19 protein-coding genes, 2 pseudogenes and 2 riboswitches are annotated in these 20278 nt (G+C 45.9%); of the genes and pseudogenes, 7 read left to right on the top strand and 14 right to left on the bottom strand.

Annotated features, from left to right (window positions below):
* The first annotated feature begins 5 nt into the window (after window positions 1–5).
* On the top strand, window positions 6–1523 hold the full coding sequence (locus tag GNE05_RS07245; RefSeq protein ID WP_029974827.1) for a sporulation kinase KinD: 1518 nt from the start codon (window positions 6–8) through the stop codon (window positions 1521–1523).
* Between the two features lie 211 nt (window positions 1524–1734).
* Here GNE05_RS07245 and GNE05_RS07240 read toward each other — a convergent pair whose 3' ends face one another.
* The 6 genes from GNE05_RS07240 to GNE05_RS07215 form a co-directional block, all read right to left on the bottom strand.
* A complete protein-coding gene (locus tag GNE05_RS07240; protein ID WP_003154690.1) occupies window positions 1735–1995 on the bottom strand; it encodes an aspartyl-phosphate phosphatase Spo0E in 261 nt (86 codons plus the stop codon).
* Between the two features lie 279 nt (window positions 1996–2274).
* Window positions 2275–2811, bottom strand: coding sequence for a 1,2-dihydroxy-3-keto-5-methylthiopentene dioxygenase (locus GNE05_RS07235; RefSeq protein WP_029974828.1), 537 nt, complete (start codon window positions 2809–2811; stop codon window positions 2275–2277).
* 15 nt (window positions 2812–2826) lie between these two features.
* Window positions 2827–3456, bottom strand: coding sequence for a methylthioribulose 1-phosphate dehydratase (locus GNE05_RS07230; RefSeq protein WP_061862129.1), 630 nt, complete (start codon window positions 3454–3456; stop codon window positions 2827–2829).
* A complete protein-coding gene (gene mtnX / locus GNE05_RS07225; protein ID WP_061862128.1) occupies window positions 3414–4118 on the bottom strand; it encodes a 2-hydroxy-3-keto-5-methylthiopentenyl-1-phosphate phosphatase in 705 nt (234 codons plus the stop codon). Before mtnX ends, GNE05_RS07230 begins: the two co-directional genes overlap by 43 nt.
* On the bottom strand, window positions 4115–5329 hold the full coding sequence (mtnW, locus tag GNE05_RS07220; protein WP_014721074.1) for a 2,3-diketo-5-methylthiopentyl-1-phosphate enolase: 1215 nt from the start codon (window positions 5327–5329) through the stop codon (window positions 4115–4117). The genes mtnX and mtnW overlap by 4 nt, the downstream gene beginning before the upstream one ends.
* 81 nt (window positions 5330–5410) lie before the next feature.
* Window positions 5411–5510: riboswitch (SAM riboswitch) on the bottom strand.
* A gap of 36 nt (window positions 5511–5546) precedes the next feature.
* Window positions 5547–6743, bottom strand: coding sequence for a pyridoxal phosphate-dependent aminotransferase (locus GNE05_RS07215; protein WP_103526945.1), 1197 nt, complete (start codon window positions 6741–6743; stop codon window positions 5547–5549).
* A 92-nt stretch (window positions 6744–6835) separates the two neighbouring features.
* On the opposite strand from GNE05_RS07215, the gene GNE05_RS07210 reads away from it, so the two are divergent.
* The 3 genes from GNE05_RS07210 (at window position 6836) to mtnA (ending at window position 10224) form a co-directional block, all read left to right on the top strand.
* Entirely contained in the window at window positions 6836–7615 is a 780-nt protein-coding gene (locus GNE05_RS07210; RefSeq protein ID WP_160182617.1) for a carbon-nitrogen family hydrolase, read from the top strand.
* A gap of 92 nt (window positions 7616–7707) precedes the next feature.
* Window positions 7708–7862: riboswitch (SAM riboswitch) on the top strand.
* Window positions 7863–7971: 109 nt separating this feature from the next.
* Window positions 7972–9156, top strand: a complete 1185-nt coding sequence (gene mtnK / locus GNE05_RS07205) for an S-methyl-5-thioribose kinase (RefSeq protein ID WP_014417574.1) — start codon at window positions 7972–7974, stop codon at window positions 9154–9156.
* Between the two features lie 6 nt (window positions 9157–9162).
* Window positions 9163–10224 carry an S-methyl-5-thioribose-1-phosphate isomerase gene (gene mtnA, locus GNE05_RS07200; protein ID WP_160182616.1) on the top strand — a complete coding sequence of 354 codons (1062 nt, stop codon included), beginning with the start codon at window positions 9163–9165 and terminating at the stop codon, window positions 10222–10224.
* Window positions 10225–10465: 241 nt separating this feature from the next.
* On the opposite strand, the gene GNE05_RS07195 is transcribed toward mtnA, so the two are convergent.
* Window positions 10466–10963, bottom strand: coding sequence for a methylated-DNA--[protein]-cysteine S-methyltransferase (locus GNE05_RS07195; protein ID WP_007610941.1), 498 nt, complete (start codon window positions 10961–10963; stop codon window positions 10466–10468).
* Window positions 10960–13179, bottom strand: coding sequence for a PAS domain-containing sensor histidine kinase (locus tag GNE05_RS07190; protein ID WP_014417571.1), 2220 nt, complete (start codon window positions 13177–13179; stop codon window positions 10960–10962). The genes GNE05_RS07195 and GNE05_RS07190 overlap by 4 nt, the downstream gene beginning before the upstream one ends.
* Before the next feature lie 255 nt (window positions 13180–13434).
* Here GNE05_RS07190 and GNE05_RS07185 point away from each other — a divergent pair, with 255 nt between their 5' ends.
* Window positions 13435–14457 carry an acyltransferase family protein gene (locus tag GNE05_RS07185; RefSeq protein WP_014417570.1) on the top strand — a complete coding sequence of 341 codons (1023 nt, stop codon included), beginning with the start codon at window positions 13435–13437 and terminating at the stop codon, window positions 14455–14457.
* A 41-nt stretch (window positions 14458–14498) separates the two neighbouring features.
* Here GNE05_RS07185 and GNE05_RS07180 read toward each other — a convergent pair whose 3' ends face one another.
* The 4 genes and pseudogenes from GNE05_RS07180 to GNE05_RS07165 all read right to left on the bottom strand — a co-directional run.
* The gene (locus GNE05_RS07180) at window positions 14499–14669 is read right to left on the bottom strand and encodes a hypothetical protein (RefSeq protein ID WP_014417569.1); all 171 of its coding nucleotides are present in this window, start codon (window positions 14667–14669) and stop codon (window positions 14499–14501) included.
* A gap of 1 nt (window position 14670) precedes the next feature.
* On the bottom strand, window positions 14671–15345 hold the full coding sequence (locus GNE05_RS07175; protein ID WP_022553441.1) for a DUF421 domain-containing protein: 675 nt from the start codon (window positions 15343–15345) through the stop codon (window positions 14671–14673).
* A 94-nt stretch (window positions 15346–15439) separates the two neighbouring features.
* Entirely contained in the window at window positions 15440–16792 is a 1353-nt protein-coding gene (locus tag GNE05_RS07170; RefSeq protein WP_007610933.1) for a TrkH family potassium uptake protein, read from the bottom strand.
* A 158-nt stretch (window positions 16793–16950) separates the two neighbouring features.
* Window positions 16951–17343 (bottom strand): annotated as a pseudogene (locus GNE05_RS07165) (M48 family metalloprotease); the annotation flags it as partial.
* On the opposite strand from GNE05_RS07165, the pseudogene GNE05_RS07160 reads away from it, so the two are divergent.
* Both GNE05_RS07160 and GNE05_RS07155 read left to right on the top strand, forming a co-directional pair.
* Window positions 17340–17837 (top strand): annotated as a pseudogene (locus tag GNE05_RS07160) (DUF1836 domain-containing protein); the annotation flags it as partial. The pseudogenes GNE05_RS07165 and GNE05_RS07160 overlap by 4 nt on opposite strands.
* 135 nt (window positions 17838–17972) lie before the next feature.
* The gene (locus tag GNE05_RS07155) at window positions 17973–18167 is read left to right on the top strand and encodes an alpha/beta-type small acid-soluble spore protein (protein ID WP_003154717.1); all 195 of its coding nucleotides are present in this window, start codon (window positions 17973–17975) and stop codon (window positions 18165–18167) included.
* A 6-nt stretch (window positions 18168–18173) separates the two neighbouring features.
* On the opposite strand, the gene GNE05_RS07150 is transcribed toward GNE05_RS07155, so the two are convergent.
* Both GNE05_RS07150 and sigI read right to left on the bottom strand, forming a co-directional pair.
* On the bottom strand, window positions 18174–19343 hold the full coding sequence (locus GNE05_RS07150) for an anti-sigma factor domain-containing protein (protein WP_014417566.1): 1170 nt from the start codon (window positions 19341–19343) through the stop codon (window positions 18174–18176).
* Entirely contained in the window at window positions 19340–20095 is a 756-nt protein-coding gene (gene sigI, locus GNE05_RS07145) for an RNA polymerase sigma factor SigI (RefSeq protein ID WP_160182615.1), read from the bottom strand. Before sigI ends, GNE05_RS07150 begins: the two co-directional genes overlap by 4 nt.
* Window positions 20096–20278: the final 183 nt, after the last annotated feature.

Here is a 20278-nt window from a genome sequence, read left to right as displayed (position 1 = left end):
GTGTAATGTTGGAGCGATGCAGAGTGAATACATTTAAAGGTGCCCGGGGAAAGATCAAGCTTTATCTCATATTGGTGATCATCCCGGCACTTATTATCAGCTTTTTCATTTATGAAAAAGAAAAGCAGAAAATAGCCGATAAACACATACAGGAAGCCAGTATGATGCTCAACCTTCACCGCAATAAGCTCAATTATTTAATCGGTGAAACAAAAGCCCGGATGACAACACTTGCGATCGCTGTCGATAAGCCTGTCAATGAAGAAAAGATCATTGACATTCTCGATCAGGCTTTTGAGGATGAACCCAGATTCAGCGGTCTGTATATGCTGAATTCCAAAGGTGATGTCATCGCAAGCACAACTGATCTGAAATCAAAGGTGAATTTGGCCGACAGACCGTATTTTACGAAGGCGAAAAAGACGAAAAAAACGGTCATCACAAATGACTACTCCAGCAGAATTACAGGCCAGCGCATCTTCACGATCTGCGTGCCGGTGTTAGACGCAAAACGGGAAGTCACGGATTATTTAGTAGCCGCCATACAAGTCGATTATTTGAGAAATATGATCAATATGCTGAGCCCTGACGTTTATGTCAAGGCAACCAATCAGAATAAAGTGATATTTGCCAGCGGACGGGCTGATCAATCAGAAGGTGTGAAACCGGTCAGCGGCTATCTGGATGATATTAATTGGAATATCAATGTTTATCCGAAACCGGTTGAGCTGAATGAGCTGACCAAAAGCGTGCTGCTGCCGATGTCCAGTATTGCCGTGCTGCTGAATATTCTGTTCATCCTCGTTCAATATTATCTGCTTAAGCGCAAGACCCAGCTGGAGCGCGCTCAAAATGAAGCGCAGAAATTGGAGCTGATCGGAACGCTTGCCGCCAGCACCGCCCATGAAATCCGCAACCCGCTTACAGGGATCAGCGGCTTCATTCAGCTTTTGCAGAAAAAATACAAATCGGAGGAAGATCAGCTGTATTTCTCAATTATTGAGCAGGAAATTAAACGGATTAATCAGATTGTCAGTGAGTTTTTAGTGCTCGGTAAACCCACTGCTGAACGGTTGGAAGTGAACTCGCTGCAGGATATTCTTGATGAGATTATGCCGATTATTTATTCTGAAGGGAATCTGTATAATGTGGAAGTGAATGTGGAGATTCTCGTCAATCGGCCGCTCAAGGTCAACTGCACGAAAGACCATATTAAACAGGTGATTTTAAATGTCGCGAAAAACGCGCTGGAATCCATGCAGGAAGGCGGCCGGCTGTCCATCTATTTAGAAGCCCGCGATCATAAAGCAGTCATTAAGGTGGCCGACAACGGAATGGGCATTTCTGAAGATATGCTTGAACACATTTTTCTTCCGTTTGTAACGTCAAAGGAAAAAGGCACCGGCCTCGGCCTTGTCGTATGTAAACGAATCATGCTGATGTACGGCGGTTCGATTGACATTCAAAGCGAAGTCGATAAGGGCACAGAGGTCACCATTGCCCTCCCTGCCGCTTCTCGATGAAAAAAACACCCTGGATCGGGGTGTTTTTTTATTTAAAGAAGAATATGTGTAAGAGGATATACCAGAGGAACGGCATCATAGCCGGCAGATAGTACGAGGCGCTTCGTGAGCCGTGCCAGCGGAAAAATCTGCTGACTGTACGCGGTCATCTTTCGGATGCGGCGCTTGATCAGGAAGCGCATTCAGTCTTCGTTATCTGTTTTATCATCAATCATTTGTTTGCTTCATATGCAGGCATGACGTCACCGCGGGAGAACAAGCCTATTTTCTTCACAAGGCCCTGTATTCCTTGGTGATGTGTACGATCACGGTTTACCAGCTGCTGATACGCGTTCATCAGACAGTCCAGTTCCTGGCTGTGCCTGATCGTGTCATATCCTGTAAACCCTTGCCTGTTAGCCGCATCTATCATCATTTTTCTTTTTTTATCAATAGATACAAGCAATTTTTCTTGTTCAGAATAACTGCCCATTCACTTCACCCCTCACCGCTAAAAGAATAGGAAACAAGTTTGATTGGGTTATTGAGCATTATTACAGATTATACTTTATTTGTAAACATTTTTTTACTAAATAACTTATTTTTTCATTTCATATTGGAATCTTTGCATGAATACGAGAATAATACCCATTCGGGTAATGATATAAACAGAATGCGGCATATTCAGGAATTAAAAAACAGCCACAGCTGACTTTATATTACAATAAAAAACCTCTCATGCCGGTGGGTGCATGAGAGGTTCGGGCGTCTATCAGTTTTGCACACTTTCATTTTCGTAAATCGGCACCCAGCCCTCAGTCGTCACAAAGATTCGGATTGCGACGACCCGGCGGTCTTCCTGAAGCGTAAAGTAGTGGCGGATGTTCTCCGGAACTGAAATCAAATCTCCCGGATTTAAACGGACGTCGAAAAATGTGCCGTCTTTGCCTTGAATGACGAAGATGCCGTGTCCGCTGACGATAAAGCGGACTTCATCATCCGTGTGGTGATGTTCTCTTTGGAAATTTTTTAATAATTCATCAAGATTCGGCGTGGTATCTGATAAAGAAATGACATCCTGAGACTGATATCCGCGCCGGGCTGAAATGTCCTGAATCTCCGTGTCAAACGCCGCGAGAATCCGTTCTTTTTCATCTTCAGTTAGATCGTATTTTTCCGAAAGCTCAGACGGAAGTTTTTCAATGTTCCACTGCTCATAGATCACCTCTTGCTCGTCTAAGAAGCGCGCTACTTCTTCCTGATGTTCAATGATCGTATTCTTTTCGTCATGAATTCTGATGGTCGCCATTTTCTATTCCTCCTTTTATTTTACCAGCTGCGGACGAAGTGCCAGAAGCTTGAGGTGACAGCTGAATAAAAATTCATAGGCTTCCAGCACCCTTTTCGCTTCAAATGCGGTCCGCCCCCATGCCGTAATGCCGTGATTGCGGATTAACACCGCGCCTGATCCGGCGTCCGCATGGTGCGCGAAATTTTCGGCCAATGCCGGGATGTGCGCCGGATTGTCAATGATCGGAACGGTCACGGACGCGTTTTCCTCCCATAATCCGAGCGCCTTAATCATCTCCTGCCCCTGAAAAGTGATTTGTTTTTCATCCCCGTAAAGCTCTGAGATGACATTATTATTGACGGTATGGACATGCAGACAGCAGCCGGCGTCTGTCTTTTGGTATAAGTAAGTATGGAGAAGCGTTTCCGCTGAGGGTTTTAAAGAATGGCCGGTCTCAGCGGGCTTCCCGTTCTCATCGATTAAGAGAAAATCTTCGTCTGTTTCTTTTCGTTTGTCTTTTCCGCTCGCCGTAACGAGAAAAGTCAGCGGCCCGTCGGATACTTTGATGGAAAGATTCCCGCTCGTTGCCGGGAACCAGTCTCTTTCGGCCAGCTCGCGCTTTACCTCGGCAAGTTCGCGCCAGCGTTCTTCTTTTGCAGCCATGCCTGCACCTCCCCGATGTTTTCAATGCCTGTTTTCACCTCATGAAAATCTTGAAAAGGCAGATGCCGGAGGCCGAGTTCTTTGCATTCAGTCAAAAGATAATCTCTCGCAAAACACATATCGGATAACTTTGCAGCCTCGACATCCGTGACCGAATCACCGATCATAACGAGAAATTTCTGCTGATCGGATAGCTTCCGGATGACTGACGGTTTGCAGCAGCCGCATTGATTGGTACAGGCTCCGTCACAGGCGTGCGGCCAGTCTATATGAATATATTCATTGTCAAAGGATGCATGATTGCAGAAAATCCGCTCCTTTTCTACGATCCCTTCCAAAAGCGGATGCACAAAAAAGTCCATTCCTCCGCTTACGATATAAAACGGGAGGTCGTTTGAGCGGACAAACGAGACAAAATCAAAAAAGCCGTCCCGTATTTTCGCATCCTTCAGGATAAAGCCGGTCAGTTCTTCTTTTAAGCTGCTCGGCAGCAGTCCGAACATCCGTCCGACTCCTTCTTGGATTGATATGCTTTTAGACAGAACACCGTCTTTTAATTCAAGCCACTCAGGAGGCGCGAATTCTTTCATCATGCTGACAATGTTGTCGTTCATGGTGACCGTTCCGTCGAAATCACAAATAATCAGCGGTGTGCGGGTCATACGGCTTCCACCCTTCCCCATTTGTCTAATGCGAGCTGAAGATCTTTGCACGACGCGGCTTTTTCTTCAATCGGCTGCGCTTCAAGCACCGCATCAATGACGGCGCGGAACGCTTTTCCGCCACCCTCGGCTCCTTTCGGGTGGCCGTGAATGCCTCCGCCGGCATTGATGATGTGATCGATGCCGAAATCGCGCATCAATAATGGCACCATACCGGGATGAATGCCTGCTGACGGGACGGCAAACGACGGATGAAAGACATCGTCTTTTACACATTCATCATGGATTGCAAGCGCGGACTCCTTCGGAAGAGCAACGGTTCCGTAAGGTGACGGAAATAAACTGAAATCAGCGCCGCAATAGCGGTTCAGCTTGCCGAGCAAAAGCGCATGCGACAAGCCGTAAACGGGAGATGATGTGAACGCGCCGCTGACTGCCGGATGCGCCATGATCGGAAGCGGGATTTCCCTGTCTTCAGCAAGGCTCTGCATCACATCTAAACCGTAAGCGAACACATTCAATAAAAGCGCGTCCGCCCCGAGTTCTGCCGCGCGCCTCGCTTTATCCCGCAATTCGGCGGTCCTTCCCGTAAGGTTTACGGCATACAGCGTTTTATGCCCCGTCTCCTCCCGGGTTTCCTTCAGGACTTGTTTTCCTTCGATAATGCGGGTTTCAAACGGAGCCAGTTCATTTTCAAAGAAAATTTCGTCATCTTTAATAAGATCCACGCCGCCGAGCGCCTGCTGTCTGAGCTGTTCTTTAATGTCGGCGAGATCCCGTCCGATCACGCCTTTAAATATGCTCATCAGAAGCGGTCTTTCAAATTCGCCCAGCAGTTTGCGGATGCCGTATATACCGAATTTCGGCCCGGGAAGGGAGCGTTTAAACCCTTCGGAAAATTCAAGATCAGTCAATTTTATTTTTCCGTCCAGTGACAGCTTTCCGAATACCGTCGTCAGGACGGCCGGAATATCTCTTGAAAAGTTCGCCTCGGGATAGGCGATGGTGATGACGGATTGTGTTTCGTTTTCTGAGGTTCCTTCTTTCTCCCCAACTTTTACGACCCGCCCTTTATGTTTTCTGAGCTGTTCCTGCTTCACCAGGGGCAGGTCAGTCCAGGAGCCTACCGTCAGCCCCGCCGCAATCTGTTCCGCCCGCTTTTCACTGTCCGTTGTGTCTGTCAGAAGATATGTTGCCAATAATTCGCTCATGCGTGAACGCCTCTCTTTCTTTCGCAAAACATAAAAAAACCTCTTCCGTATGAGCAGAAAGAGGCTTCGTGTTATGTCCGAATCTTATCTCTCAGCTCCTGCTGCAAGAATTAGCACCGTGCTTTATCAGTCGGTTGCCGGGCTTCATCGGGCTCGTCCCTCTGCCTGCTCTTGATAAGAATAATGATTTTATAAAGTATTTTGAATTATCGCATTGTTACCCTGATATGTCAATGCTTTTTCGGGTGAAAAGATTCAGTTTCCCGATCCGTTCCGCAGCTTCTTTAAGTCTTTCTTCACTTGTCAGAAGACCGACTCTTATATAGCCTTCCCCCCATTTTCCGAACCCGTTTCCGGCAGCGACCGCGACATCCGCTTTCTCGAGCAGCAAGTCTGAAAACGACTGTGACGTATAACCGTCAGGCACAGGGAGCCATGCAAAAAAGGAGCCCGCCGGAGCCGTCACATCCCAGCCGATATCGCGGCAGGCTTCAATCCATGCATTGCGTCTCGATTCATATCTGTCATTTTGCGCTGCGACGCATGCCTGATCCGCTAAAAGAGCGGCTGCCGCCGCCTGCTGCGCCGCGGGAAACAAACTGACAAACATATGATCCTGATAAAGGTTGATCGCTTCGATGACAGAAGCGTTTCCGACGGCAAATCCGACCCGCCAGCCCGCCATATTATAGGTTTTAGACAAGGTGTAGATTTCGATTCCCGTCTCTTTTGCGCCTTCGGTCTGCAAAAAGCTCAGCGGTTTATGCCCGTCAAAACCGACGGCTCCGTACGCGAAATCATGAACGACACAAATGCCGTTTTGTTCCGCAAAACCGACCGTCTCCTCGAAAAACGCCTCTGTCGCCACAGCGCCGGTCGGATTATTCGGATAATTGAGATACAGCAGCTTCGCCTCGCTCCGCACCTTTTCAGGAATTACGCTGTAATCAGGGAGAAACCCTCTTACCTCCGTCAGCGGCATCATTTCCATTTTCGCTTTCGCAAGGGCGACGCCTGACCAGTAATCAGGATATCCGGGATCAGGCACCAGAATGGTATCTCCAGGGTTTAAAAGACATTGCGGAAGCTCAACAAGTCCCGCCTTGCCTCCGAACAGCACGGCGACTTCCGTTTCCGGATCAAGCGTGACCCCGTACTCCCTTTCATAAAATGCAGCGGCTGCTTTTTTGAAGCTGTAAGCGCCCCGGAATGATGAGTATTTATGATTTTCCGGCCTTTCGACGGCGCGCTTCATTTCTTCAACGATATGCTGAGGCGTCGGCTGATCAGGGTTTCCCTGCCCTAAATTGATGACGTCTCTGCCTTCTTTCAGCTTTTGATTCACTTTTTGCACCAATGATGCGAAAAATTGTTCCGGCAGCTGTTTGAGTACATCTGAGATTTCAAAGTTCATATTTTTCACCTTCTAAAAATGTCTTGAAATGATAGTCCATCATCATATATGGTTAAATAAAAAAAGTAAAGAGAAACTTGAGGTGTTAAAAAATGAAATGGACCGTTTCCTGTTTGCAATTTGATATTTCATACGGAAATCCTTCAGAAAACTTTAAAAAAGCAGAATCTTTGATTGAGCAAGAAAGCCGCCATGCGGATGTAATCGTGCTTCCTGAGTTGTGGACGACCGGCTATGATCTCACACGGCTAGATCAGCTGGCGGATGAAAACGGCAAAGTTTCGGAACAATGGCTTAAAGAAACGGCAAAAACATACAACGTACACCTCGTTGCCGGATCTTTTGCGGTCAAAGAAGGCGAAAATGTCTATAACACCATGTACATCGCCGATAACAGCGGACAGATCGTGAAGCGGTATCAGAAAGTACATCTGTTTCAGCTGATGGATGAACACCTTTACTTGTCAGCAGGAAACAGTGACGGTTCCTTTGAGCTTGACGGTGTCAAGTGCGCCGGGCTGATCTGCTATGATATCCGTTTCCCCGAATGGATCAGAAAGCATACGTCCCAGGGCGCGAATGTCCTGTTTATCTCTGCGGAATGGCCTCTGCCCCGCCTTGATCATTGGCGAAGCCTACTTATCGCCAGAGCAATTGAAAACCAATGTTTTGTCGCAGCCTCTAACTGCACGGGGTCCAATCCCGATAATGAATTTGCCGGCCACAGCCTGATTATTGACCCGTGGGGCCGGATTTTAGCCGAAGGAGACCGGACGGAAGGCGCAGTCCGGGCGGAAATTGATGTGTCAGAAAGCGCGGACGTGCGGGGAACCATTCCGGTTTTCCAAGACTTGCGGCGTGATTTATATTAATTTTCAAAAAAACGTTGACAAGAATATCCGGCACCTGCTAATATTTTCATCAACTGATTAATCCGAATTGTGATACAAATCAATATATTTTTCTCTTATCGAGAGTTGGGCGAGGGATTGGCCTTTTGACCCCAACAGCAACCGACCGTAATTCCATTGTGAAATGGGGCGCGTACATTTTGCGCCGAGACGATTGTCTCATAAGGCACGGTGCTAATTCCATCAGATGTTATCTGAGAGATAAGAGGCGGACTGCACTGTTTCAGCCTCCTTCTCTTTCAGAGAAGGAGGCTTTTTTTCGGGCGTATTCTCCGTCACGATCTCTTACTGCCACTACATAATTGGAGGGTAAATCCATGTCAGCAACTAAAACAAGTCTTTATGAACAATTAACAGAAAGCTCCGCCGCCGCGTTAGCCGTCAAGCTCGGCTTATTCCAAAGCAAAAGCACTCTGACATGCCGTGAAATCGGCGACGGCAATTTAAATTACGTCTTTCATGTTTACGATAAAGAAAACAAAAAAGGACTGATTATTAAACAGGCAATCCCTTACGCGAAAGTCGTCGGTGAAAGCTGGCCGCTTACCATTGACCGGGCGAGAATCGAAAGCAGCGCCCTCATCCGCCAGGGCGAACACGTGCCGCACCTCGTTCCGGCCGTTTACTATTCCGATACTGAAATGGCCGTCACGGTAATGGAAGACCTCTCCCATTTGCGGATTTCAAGAAAAGGGCTGCTGGAAGGGCAGCATTATCCGAACTTATCGGTTCATATCGGTGAATTTTTAGGGAAAACGCTTTTTTACTCATCCGATTATGCGCTTGATGCGAAAGTAAAGCAGCAGCTCGCAAAGCAGTTTACAAATCCTGAGCTTTGCAATATTACAGAAAGGCTTGTGTTTACAGAACCGTTTCTCGACCATGAGACAAACGATTTTGAAGAGGAGCTGCGCCCATACGCAGAAAAAGTTTGGAACAATTCCCGGCTGAAAGAAGGCGCTGACGAATTGAAAGCCATCTTTCTGAATTCCGCGGAAACATTGGTTCACGGCGATCTGCACACGGGAAGCATCTTCGCCGATGAACATGAAACAAAGGTGATTGATCCCGAGTTTGCTTTCTTCGGACCGATCGGGTTTGACATCGGCCAATTTATCGCCAATCTGCTGTTAAACGCCCTCAGCCGCGACGGTGACGACAGACAGCCGTTATATGACCACACCGCTGCCGTATGGGATACATTTGTGAAAACATTCAGTGAAGCATGGGAGAAAGACTGCTTGCCTTCCCGCAGACACCTGCTGGAAGACACACTGAAAAACGCGTTTGAGGAAGCGGTCGGTTTTGCGGGATGCGAATTGATCCGGCGCACGATCGGACTCGCCCATGTGGCTGACTTAGATGAAATCACTCCGTTTGACAAACGAATCGAACGGAAGAAGCTGGCGCTTGACATCGGCGCCTATTATATCGAAAACAGAAAAAAACTGAAGCATATCACCGAGGTTCTGGACCAATTTAAGCTCCGTGTAAAGGAATGATGCAGCATGACCAATGAATTTGCCATCCCCCGTTCTGTAGAATGGAAAGAAACCTACATCCGCATTTTAAATCAGCAAAAGCTTCCCGCCGTCACTGAATATGTGGAACTTGAAACAAAGGAAGATGTATTCGACGCGATTGTCACGCTGAAAGTAAGGGGCGCCCCGGCCATCGGTATAACCGCGGCGTTCGGACTCGCGCTCTCCGCCAAGTCATTTGAAGCCCGCGACCTTTCAGATTTCCGACGTCAATTCGCGGATGTCAAAGCGTATTTAAACAGTTCGAGGCCCACTGCCGTCAACCTTGCGTGGGCGCTTGACAGACTTACGGATTCGATCAGGGATGCGATCTCAATCAATGAAGCGAAGACAACTCTCGTTCATGAAGCCATTCAAATTCAGATTGAGGATGAAGAAACATGCCGAATGATCGGCCAAAATGCTCTGCACCTTTTTAATAAAGGCGACCAGATCATGACCATCTGCAATGCGGGCTCGATTGCCACAAGCCGGTACGGTACGGCGCTTGCTCCCTTTTACTTAGCGAAACAAAAAGACCTCGGCCTTCATATCTACGCATGTGAAACAAGACCCGTTCTTCAAGGATCACGGCTGACGGCGTGGGAGCTGATGCAGGGCGGAATTGATGTCACGCTCATTACGGACAGCATGGCCGCCCATACAATGAAGGAAAAACATATTTCTGCGGTCATTGTCGGCGCTGACAGAATTGCAAAAAACGGTGATACGGCCAACAAAATCGGAACGTACGGCCTCGCTATTTTGGCAAACGCCTTTCAAATTCCGTTTTTTGTGGCCGCACCGCTTTCGACATTTGACTTGCAGATTGAAAACGGCGATCAGATTCCGATTGAAGAAAGAGATCCGGATGAAGTCAGACAGATCTCCGGCATACGCACCGCTCCCGAGGATGTTCCGGTCTTCAATCCGGCCTTTGACATCACACCGGGCAGCCTGATTTCCGGCATAATAACCGAGAAAGGAATTGTGACCGGTTCTTACACGGAAGAAATTGAACAATTATTCGCTGACTGCCAGCTGAGCTGAAAAACCGCTGATGATATTGCCTCAGGCAATGTCAGCGGTTTTTTTGTCTGCACAATGTAATCACTTCATCTTTTTGGGCGGCTGTAATGAGATGCATTTTAAAAAACAGCTCTGCATAACCGGCTATCTTTTGCGGACGGCTCATTTTCATCAGGCTTCGTCCTCCTTTTTCATCAGGGCAACTTTTTTCACTTAATAAAATGATATGTCGGACGCGAAAAAACGGAACGTGCCATACGCTTTATTTTTCTTTATAGGATATTTGTTCGATGTTCAGCAGCACCGCTTTTACATCCGTCTTCGTGCCCGCGTATCCCGTTAAGGCGCTGTTTTTGCCGATTACCCGATGGCACGGGATCAAAATCGGCAGCCGGTTTCGTTTATTGGCTTGTCCGATGGCGCGCACCGCTTTCGGTTTTCCGATCGCTTCAGCCATATCGCCGTAGCTTCGGGATTCCCCGTAAGGAATCATCGTCAGCGCGTTCCACACCCTTTCCTGAAAGGGTGTGCCTTTTTGTCTCAGAGGCAGAGAGAATTGCTTTCTTTCTCCTGAAAAATATGATGCCAGCTGCTGTTTCGCCTCCGACAGCAAAGCGGTTTCGCACGGCTTTACGCCGGGCGCGTCTTTCCGCCATTCCTCAAAATCTTCCCCGGTGAGAAACAGGCCGGTAATAAAGCTCTCTTCCTCTGTTACGATGACGGTTCCAAACGGCGCTCTTACACTTGTAAAACAGATCATTCCCCGCTCCTTCTTTCTTCCGTATTCTGCCGGATCGGAAGCGTCAAATGAAAAACGGTGCCCTTCCCTTCTTCACTTTCCACATGAATGCGGCCCTGATGCTCTTCGATGATTTTATAACTGACCATGAGGCCGAGGCCCGTTCCCCTGTCTTTTGTCGTGTAAAATGGTTCACCCAGACGTTTTAATTTGTCTTCGGAAATGCCCGTTCCTTCATCTTGAATAGAAATCAAAATGTGGTCTTGATCAGAAGACTGAATGGTCACGTAGATATTGCCGCCGCCCGGCATGACTTCAATGGCGTTTTTTAAAATATTGATAAACACCTGTTTTAATTGATTCGGTTCACAGTAAATCGGCGGGATGTTTCCGGTCAGGTTCAGATGGATCTGCACATTGACAAGATTGGCCTGGGCATTCAAAAGATCAGCCGTGTCTTTCATAATCTGCGTCACGTCTTTTTCTTCATATAGTATCGCTTGGGGTTTCGCTAAAATTAAAAATTCAGTGATGATAGACTCGATGCGTTTTAATTCTGAGGTAATGACGTTAAAGTACAGAGAATATTCGCCTTCAATGCTTCCTTGAAGAAGCTGAATGAACCCTTTCAGCGCCGTCATCGGGTTTCTGATTTCGTGGGCGATGCCCGCCGCCAGCTCCCCTACAACATGAAGAGTGTCGGATTTCCGCAGCCTCTCTTCAAGCTCTTTGGCCTCTGTGACATCTTTAAAGATGGCCAGATTCATATTTTGAATGATATTTCTTTTGAAGGAGAATTCCAGTTTGCGGCTGTCGCTGCTGCTTAACAGGAAGGGGATTTCATTATCCATTCCTTCTAAATCAATCTTTCTGGCGGGAACACCCGCGTTTTCAATATCAAATAAAGAAAGAATATCCGGAACGGTGTACGCTCTCAGCTCCTCATCCGGCATACCGAGTATACGGCTTGCGAGAGGATTCGCGTCAATAATGCGGAATTGGTTGTCAAATAAGACCTTGCCGTCCATTGAGCCGTTGAATACTTTTCTGAATTTCAGCTCGCTTTCCCGCAATTCTTTTTCCATCCGCTTACGATCGCTGACATTTCTTAAAATGGTTAAATGCTGACCTTCAAGTATGGTTCGTTTTGATGTGAATTCCAGCTCTTTAAATTGGCCGTTTGCCATCTGAAACAGCATTTCTTCACGGATTTCCCCGTATTTTTCATATTTCTTCTTAATCTGCTTGTATTTTTTCTGCGGATCAACGATAAACGTACATAAATTCGTCTCCACCAGCTTATCCATCGGCAGTTCGAAAATGCGGCACGCCGATTCGTTTGCTTTGGCAATCTTTCCGTCATCAGACCAAATGACAATCGCGTCCATGGCGTTTTCAAAAATTTCGCGGAATCGCTCTTCGCTTTTAAAGAGTTTCAATTCCATCAGCCGTTTCTCTGTTATGTCTCTCATAATGGACATGTAGAACCCGCTGATTAAGTTGGACGTAATCGTAAATTCAAACAGCTTCTCTTCGCCTGACCGAAGTTTGACGGGCAGTTCTCCTTTGGCGTTTCCTTTTCTGCGGAGGGTTTCCCAGATTTCTTTCAGATGCTTTTTGTTTTCTCCGTCGGTAAAATGGCGGAGCGACAGATGGGACAATTCATTCTGGCCGATCTCAAAGCTTTTGCAAAAAGAGAGGTTCGCATCAATAAACCCGCCGTCCTTATCAAACAGCACGATGCCGTCGACAGCCCTGTCAAACAAATCTTTAAACAGCTGCTCGTTCATGGAGAATTCGCGCTCTAATATTTTTTTAGAGGAGATATCCCTCATCACCACAAAAAAATAATCCTCCCCAATTCCGTCTCTGGCGAGGAATTCAATGTATTTCGTCGCGCCGCTGTCAAGCTTAATCGGCACCTCTTTCCACAGATGGCCTTTTTTTAAAAACTTTTTCACGGCCTTATTCAGTTCTTCCTGAGGCACGGAATATAAAAAATCCAGGACGGAGCGGTTAATGAGGTTCTCTGCCTCAATCTGCATCATCCGGGCCGCAGCCTCGTTCGCCTGGACGATTTTCATTTCCTTACGGCATATAAAAATGGCATCAAGCGTGTTATTCATAATCACGTGATACCGGTTCAAATCACTCTTCAGGCGGTCATTTTCCTCTTTCATCCGCTTCAGCTGCTCTTTCAGCGACTCGTTTGTTTGCAAATCCAGAGTTTCAGCCATTCAGTACACTCCTTCTTCAAAAACCTATCCTTCAATATTTCTACAAAATACCTCATCTTCCTTCATTCGCCCTATACATTTCAGAAAATTTCAATGATATGACAAGTTAAAGTCTTTTTCTACGATCCTTACCTCCCCGTTACATCATCCTAACAATCCCTTTTGTCCTCCTTCAATTTTTTGTTTTTTATTTTAAAATGAACACCAACAGGAAATAATCATGCAGTGGATGATTTTTGAAGAGAAGGTGATGCTATGACAAAATCGCGAGACAGTTACTTTGACAACGCCAAGTTTATCTTGATTTTTCTGGTGGTGTTCGGCCATATCCTCCGGTCATTTATTAACGGAAATGAGTTTATGCTCCATCTCTACAAATTCATTTATACTTTTCATATGCCGGCCTTTATCCTGGTTTCCGGCTATTTCGCAAAAAACTTTAAGCGGACAGGTTATGTGAAGAAGCTGGCTGTGAAGCTGATTATTCCGTACCTGATTTTTCAGGGCATTTACTCAGTTTTTTACTATTTGATTCAGGATGAAAGCATGGCAAGCGTCAATCCGATTGATCCGCAGTGGTCTCTCTGGTTTTTAGTCAGCTTATTCTTTTGGAATCTGCTGCTTTATCCCTTTACGAAGCTGCCGAAAATGTGGGCGCTTGGGGCGAGCTGCGGGCTTGCCGTCATGATCGGGTATCTTGATTTTATCAGCAGCACGCTGAGTCTTTCACGGACGTTTGTTTTTCTTCCGATGTTTCTCGTCGGGTTTTATTTAAAGAAACAGCACTTTGATTTGCTTCGGGCTAAAAGAGGCAGGCAGATTGCCGCGGGCGTGCTGGGGATTGTTTTCCTGTTATGCTGGTGCATTGACTTTGATTACTCGTGGCTGTTCGGATCGGAGCCTTATTCCACATTCGGCACAGTGTCGCTGTTGAGCGGTCTGTCGCGCATCGGCTGGTATGTTTTGGCCTTTGCCGCCACTTTCAGCTTTTTGGCGCTCGTTCCGCAAAAGCGTTATTTCTTTACGAAATGGGGGACGAGAACGTTTTACGTATATCTGCTGCATGGATTCATTATAAAAACGCTGCGGCAGATCGGGCTTGAAGATCACTTGTCTGATTATCAGAATTTAGTCATACTCTTAATGTTAACGGCCGCTCTTACGTCCATTCTCTCCAGCAATGCGGTGAAAACGGCCGCACAGCCGTTTATTGAGCTGCGGATAACCGGCTTGCTTGAAGCGGTGAAAGGAACAAGAAACGGTGCTTATTCGAAATAATGCAAAATACCTCTTAAGCGTTGCCGCCTAAGAGGTATTTTTTATTTTTTGCCGTCTTCTTTTTTCTTTGGCTTCGTCTGTTCAAGCGTTTCAATCCATTTTCCGGCGTTATAATCACCGAGCTCGCTTGCAAACTCTTCTTCAAGCAATTTAGGGTCCATCGGCTTTTTATGGTTTTGCATGTCTTTGCTGTGGCGGTTTTTTTTCGTCATGTTACTCGCCTCCTTGTTTGCCGTGTTTTGATTTGCGGTTTGCGCCTCTCAGTCCGGGATCACCGTCATATTGTGTTTTGTATGCATCTTTGTCCATGCTCTCAGTCGGTGTGTTGTTGTTGGTCAAAGCTTCATTCTTTGCTGCTTTGCGTTTCATTTGATTTCCTCCTTCTGTCAGCAAATCTGTTTTGAATTCATCAAGTATTTTTTTCAAGTCGCGCACTGTCACGTTTTTGGCCTCATCAATGAGTTCATAGCCGATCTGTCCGTTCGGCTCAAGCAGCACATATTTAAAATCTTGAATGTCTCCGAGGCCTTCCTGTCTGATCCTCATTGACAGCTGATCTTCGGTAAAACGCATTTTTTTTAAGTTTTCCGGGATGATTTTTCCGTTTCTGACAACGGCGACGGTTTTTCCTGAAAATAAAAACTCAAAAAAGCTTGATTTGATTTCTAAATATTCCATCAGGATTAACACCGCAATAAAAATCGCCGCCGCGAAAATGGTTTCCCATAAATTATGTTCAATAAACGGCTGAATAATAATCGAGCCGATCGAAATCATGATGACTGTCTGGGTCACCGACAGCTGGCTGATTGATTTCCGTCCGGCAATCCGCAATAAAAAGGTACCGACCGCTATCATAACTACCGACTTCCAAAATACGGCAAACAATGACGTCACCTCTTTACAAGTAGAATCTCCAAAGAAACTGTTTCCACTCATCCATTTTACGGCAATAAAAAACACCGCTTTCTGAAAAGCGGTGTCAGCCGATAATCATTCTTTCCTTCGGATAGTGATAATTTGCTTCGATTTCTTTTCGGCCGATCAAATAAAGGAATGTCAAAATGCCGATCCGGCCGATAAACATGACAATCATGATCACGCATTTTCCGATGTCGCTTAAATGCGGAGTAATCCCGAGCGACAGGCCGGTCGTTCCGAAAGCGGAACACACTTCAAAAAGCAGTCCGAGGAGCGTCTGATTTTTCTCCGTCACGGACAGAATCAGCGTCGATCCGAACACGAGCAGAATCGCCATCATCGTAACGACCAGCGACTTCATGACATCAGCCTGGTGAAGCTCGCGTTTAAAGACCTTGACCGCTTTATTCCCCCGGGCAAAATGAAACAGAGCAAGAAGGTTAAGCGCAAACGTCGTCGTACGGATTCCGCCGCCGACCGAGCTCGGTGATGCGCCGATAAACATGAGGGCGCAGATGAAAAATAATGTCGGCGCCGACAGCTGGCTGATATCAATTGTCGCAAGCCCGCCGCTTCGCGTAGCGGTTGATTGAAAGAGACATAAAAATAAAACATCATGCCAGCTTTTCCCCTTCATGACATGGCTTGCTTCAAGCGCGTAAATGCCCACGGCTCCGAACAAAACGAGCATTCCGAACGTAACGGTCGTAATTTTCGTAAACAGCGTGAATGAATATCTGCGCTGTTTTGAAAACAAAAAGTCCTTTACTTCTACGAGCACCGGAAAACCGATCGCACCGAAAATAATCAGAAGCATCGTAATAAACTGCACGAAATAGTCATGTCTGAACGGGACGAGTGAATTTCCCGTAATATCAAAACCGCCGTTTGTCGTGGCGCTGACGCTCGCAAAGAATCCGTGCAAGTACGCCTGTTCAAACGAATCATAATACGTTAAAAAATATGTTCCTAAGATGATGCCGCCTAAAAACTCGATTAATAAAATCAAAAACAGCACTTGCTTCATCAGGTTGACGATACCGGAAAACTGCGATTGATTCTGATCCACCATGATGAGCTTCCGTTCCCGCAGACCGATCCGTTTGCCCATAATGAGCCAGACGAATGTTCCGAGCGTCATGATGCCGATTCCGCCGAATTGAAGCACGAAAGCCAAAATGACAATCCCGGCCGTGCTGAATGTATCAGCCGTGTTGACGACCGTTAAACCGGTGACACTGACTGAGCTGACAGCCGTAAACAGCGCGTCTATAAACGACCAGCTGGCCCCTTGTTTGTGGGCGGCCGGCAGACTTAGCAAAATAAATGCCACCGTCACAGCAAGAAAATAATATAATGCAATCAGCTGTGCTGGCGACAAGATCTGTATGAATTTCTTCAGTTTTAATTTCATAAGATAGTTCCTTCTGCCTCTCAAATGTAGTACGTAATTATTCTAATGATATTGGGAGAATTTTTAAAGGTCTTTTTAGAAAGATTTTTCATTACCTTATGTAATTTGCCGATCTTTAAACAAAAAACCTCTGAAACGATTGTCAGAGGTTTTGTTGATTATTTTGCTTCCAGCCTGCGAATGCGCTCATCGAGATCAGGGTGTGTGGAGAACAATGACGAATGCTTTTTGCCGTTAATTTTTAACGTCTGCACTGCCGTTTGGTCTTCTTCATTCACATGTCCTGTATAAGACTTCAGCGTACGCAGGGCGTGAATCATTTTATCCTTGCCGGCAAGGTCTGCACCGCCGCGGTCAGCGTGAAACTCTCTGTGGCGCGAGTAGGCGAAGACAACAAGACTGCCGAGAATGGAAAAGATAATCTGAAACACGATCATCGCGATAAAATGAACGACCGGCGCGAGGTCTTCTTTGACGAAGCGGCTTGCAACCCATGCCGCGATTCGGGAAAGGAATACGACGAACGTATTGACGATTCCCTGCAGCAGAGATTGTCGAGCTGGGAAATCTGTGCGAGCTGACGTCTTTAAAATCAACCGCCGTCCAAAACTGGGTGAAGCGCGATATTAAAGATTTAATCGGCCACCCCTTACTCGGCAAAAAATATACAATAGAACAAGCTGTCATCCTTCTCATTGTACGTGATTTAAAATCAATTTATGACTTCGAACATATACGCGGCATATTAAAAATCGCTTTTAACACGATCACAGACAGATCAGATGACGTCATCAGCCCGATCAGCTACTATGAAAGCTGCGCCCAAGTGATTGATTATCTTCATCATAAGGCAAACCCGCCGATGAAGGAAACGAGCCTGCAGGAGCTCGTCGAAGAGCAGACGGACAAGCTCAAAGGCTGCTTTAAAGAACTCGGAAGCGGACAATGGAACAATATCAGATCCATAATCGCCGTCACGGTGCTCTCCGTTTTGACTTTCCATATTCAAGCCTCAGCCTACAAAATGATCAGCCATTTATTATAATTCATAACGCTTCTTCGCCCCGGTGTCTGCACCGGGGTTTTTTTGCTGTACAACAATTGCCAGCATAATCAATACCGTTCCGTTTGAAACTAAAATGCGAAAACACATCTTGCCAGAGAAAAGGAGATGAAAAAGATGGCGAGCAGAAATAAACTCTTAGTTCCAGGGGCTGAGCAGGCACTTGACCAATTTAAATACGAAGTGGCTCAAGAATTCGGCGTGAACCTTAGCTCTGATACAGCAGCACGCGCAAACGGCTCTGTAGGCGGGGAAATGACAAAACGTCTTGTACAGCAGGCTCAATCACAATTAAACGGGAAAAATCAATAATGCAGCTTATTCGCCGGGACTTCTCGGCGAATTTTGATATTTATCGGCATTCTCCTTTCCGTGCCGGTAGCCGTTCGGATTCCTTCGGTCTGACGAATCTTCATGATGCCGATAGGATTCCCAATGTTCATTGCGATCATGATTCCAGTAATGATTGTAATACTTTTGCTTAGGCTCTTTGTCATTTCCGTTTTCCTGAGGATTTTGTGTTGGGGGCTGCTCTGTTTCCCCATCTTGTTCCTTCTGTGTGTTTTCCTCTGATCCGGAAGCTGCATTTTTTTCGGTTTGCTGATTGCCGTCCTGACTGTCCGGCTTCGCTTCTTCCGTACCGGGCGTTGTTTCATTGTTTCCCGGCTTCTCTGCTGCCTTTTCTTCATCAGGAGCTGTCTTTTCATCAGCCGCCGGCTTATCTGTGTCCGGCTGCTCGCTTTGATCAGCGTCTGTTTCAGTATCTTTTTGATCTGTTTCATTGCCGTCGGTTTGCTTTTCAGGCTGTTTTTCTTCTGTTTTCTTTTCGTTTCTTCTTATGTAGCTGCCTGTTGACATCCCTTCCTGTTTTGCTTTTTCTCTTGTTTCCATATCAGATTCAAGCGATTGGACCTGGTAGGTGCCCTTATATTTTTCAGTCATGTCGGCCAGCTGTTTTTTAACGCCTTTTTTATATGTATTGTCATCTGTATTTTCATAAACCGTGGAAATTAAAATCTCTTTTGATTCCTTTACATATCCATGCTTGCTGCAATCGGTAATAATATTACTGATGACTTCCTTAAAATCGCTGCTTTTCCAATCTCCGATGTCACTGATGACCTGTTTGGCGTCATGGTTCAGCGGTGTCAGTTCAATGACTTCATATTTGCTGTTTAAAGCCATTTCAATACTGGGATTAATGTCAAGCGTCATATACGCGTAAGCTTTGTTATCAGAAAAAACCGGGAGCAAAATTAAAATAAACAAAATAATAGCAGTCATCGTAAACACTCCCAATTTAAAAGGGCGCAGTTTCAGAAAATCAAAAAAGCTGGCCCTTCTTCCCATACGCGTTTCGCCTTCAAACGTAATTTCCTCTCCGATTTCACAAGTGCGGTGATCATTTTTTGTTTTTAAAAATTGTCCGTCAGGGGTTAGCAACGTGACGAATTTTTTATTTTTCTCTACTATGATCCCTCTTCTCATGAGTGCAACACCCCTTTAAGATAATCTTTTAAATAAATATAATCACCGGTAATAATAATACTCATGGCGATAATATATTTTCGGTTCCGTTCGATCGTTTTTCTGCTGACCGACACGAGCTGCTCCAGCTGTTTGACAGGAAGCTGTTTTTTCTGGTGCAAAATGGACGCCATCTCTTCATTTTCAACAAGCGTGTAGGCTACCTTAATCGCATTCTGCCTCGCATCTGTATGTTTCGGCGATTGTTCCAGCAGCTCTTTAAAAGACAGCCCGTATTCTTTGAGCTGCTTCTGAAAAAAAAGAATTTCTTCCCGGCGCTGTTCCTGCTCTATCTGTTTGCGGTATTCATCAATGGAAAGCTCCGCTTCGATAAGGCTCTGCGAAGATTCCTGGTCGTCGCCTTCCTGCACATCCATATTGATATGCTGAGCGGTTCTTGCTTCTTTTCTGATATAGTCTATCACTTTTCTTTTTATAATCAGCTCTGCAAATGCAAGCAGCGAATTACCTTTTTCAGCCGAATACTTTTCAATGGCTTCGTTAAACGCGATCAGCCCGATGCTGAATTCGTCGTCTTTTTCATCTATATATCGTTTACAAACGGATGAAACCGTCTTCGCGATAAAAGGCTTATATTGCTGTATTAAATCGTTCTGCAGATCTTTGTCGCCTTTTTGTATTTTTTCAACAGATGTTTCAAGCGTTTGCTTCTTTTTTCCCAATTTAAACAAAAGGCTAAGCACTGGTTTCACCTCAGTTCCTCCCTATAACTACTCATAATCATAGCTAATTTAGTAGGGATTCGCAAAGGAAGAAAAAGAGAAATCGATTTCATTTGTCTCAATTATGACAAGCCAATAAGACGTACTATACATGATTTCGTGCCCCCATGCAGAATTAAGGGGGTTTTCTCTGTGTTTTTTGTAACAATGCTG

It is taken from the genome of Bacillus sp. AM1(2019), assembly GCF_009906915.1.
Classification (GTDB): Bacteria; Bacillota; Bacilli; order Bacillales; family Bacillaceae; genus Bacillus; species Bacillus velezensis.
This window is presented reverse-complemented; position numbering and strand designations above follow the sequence as displayed.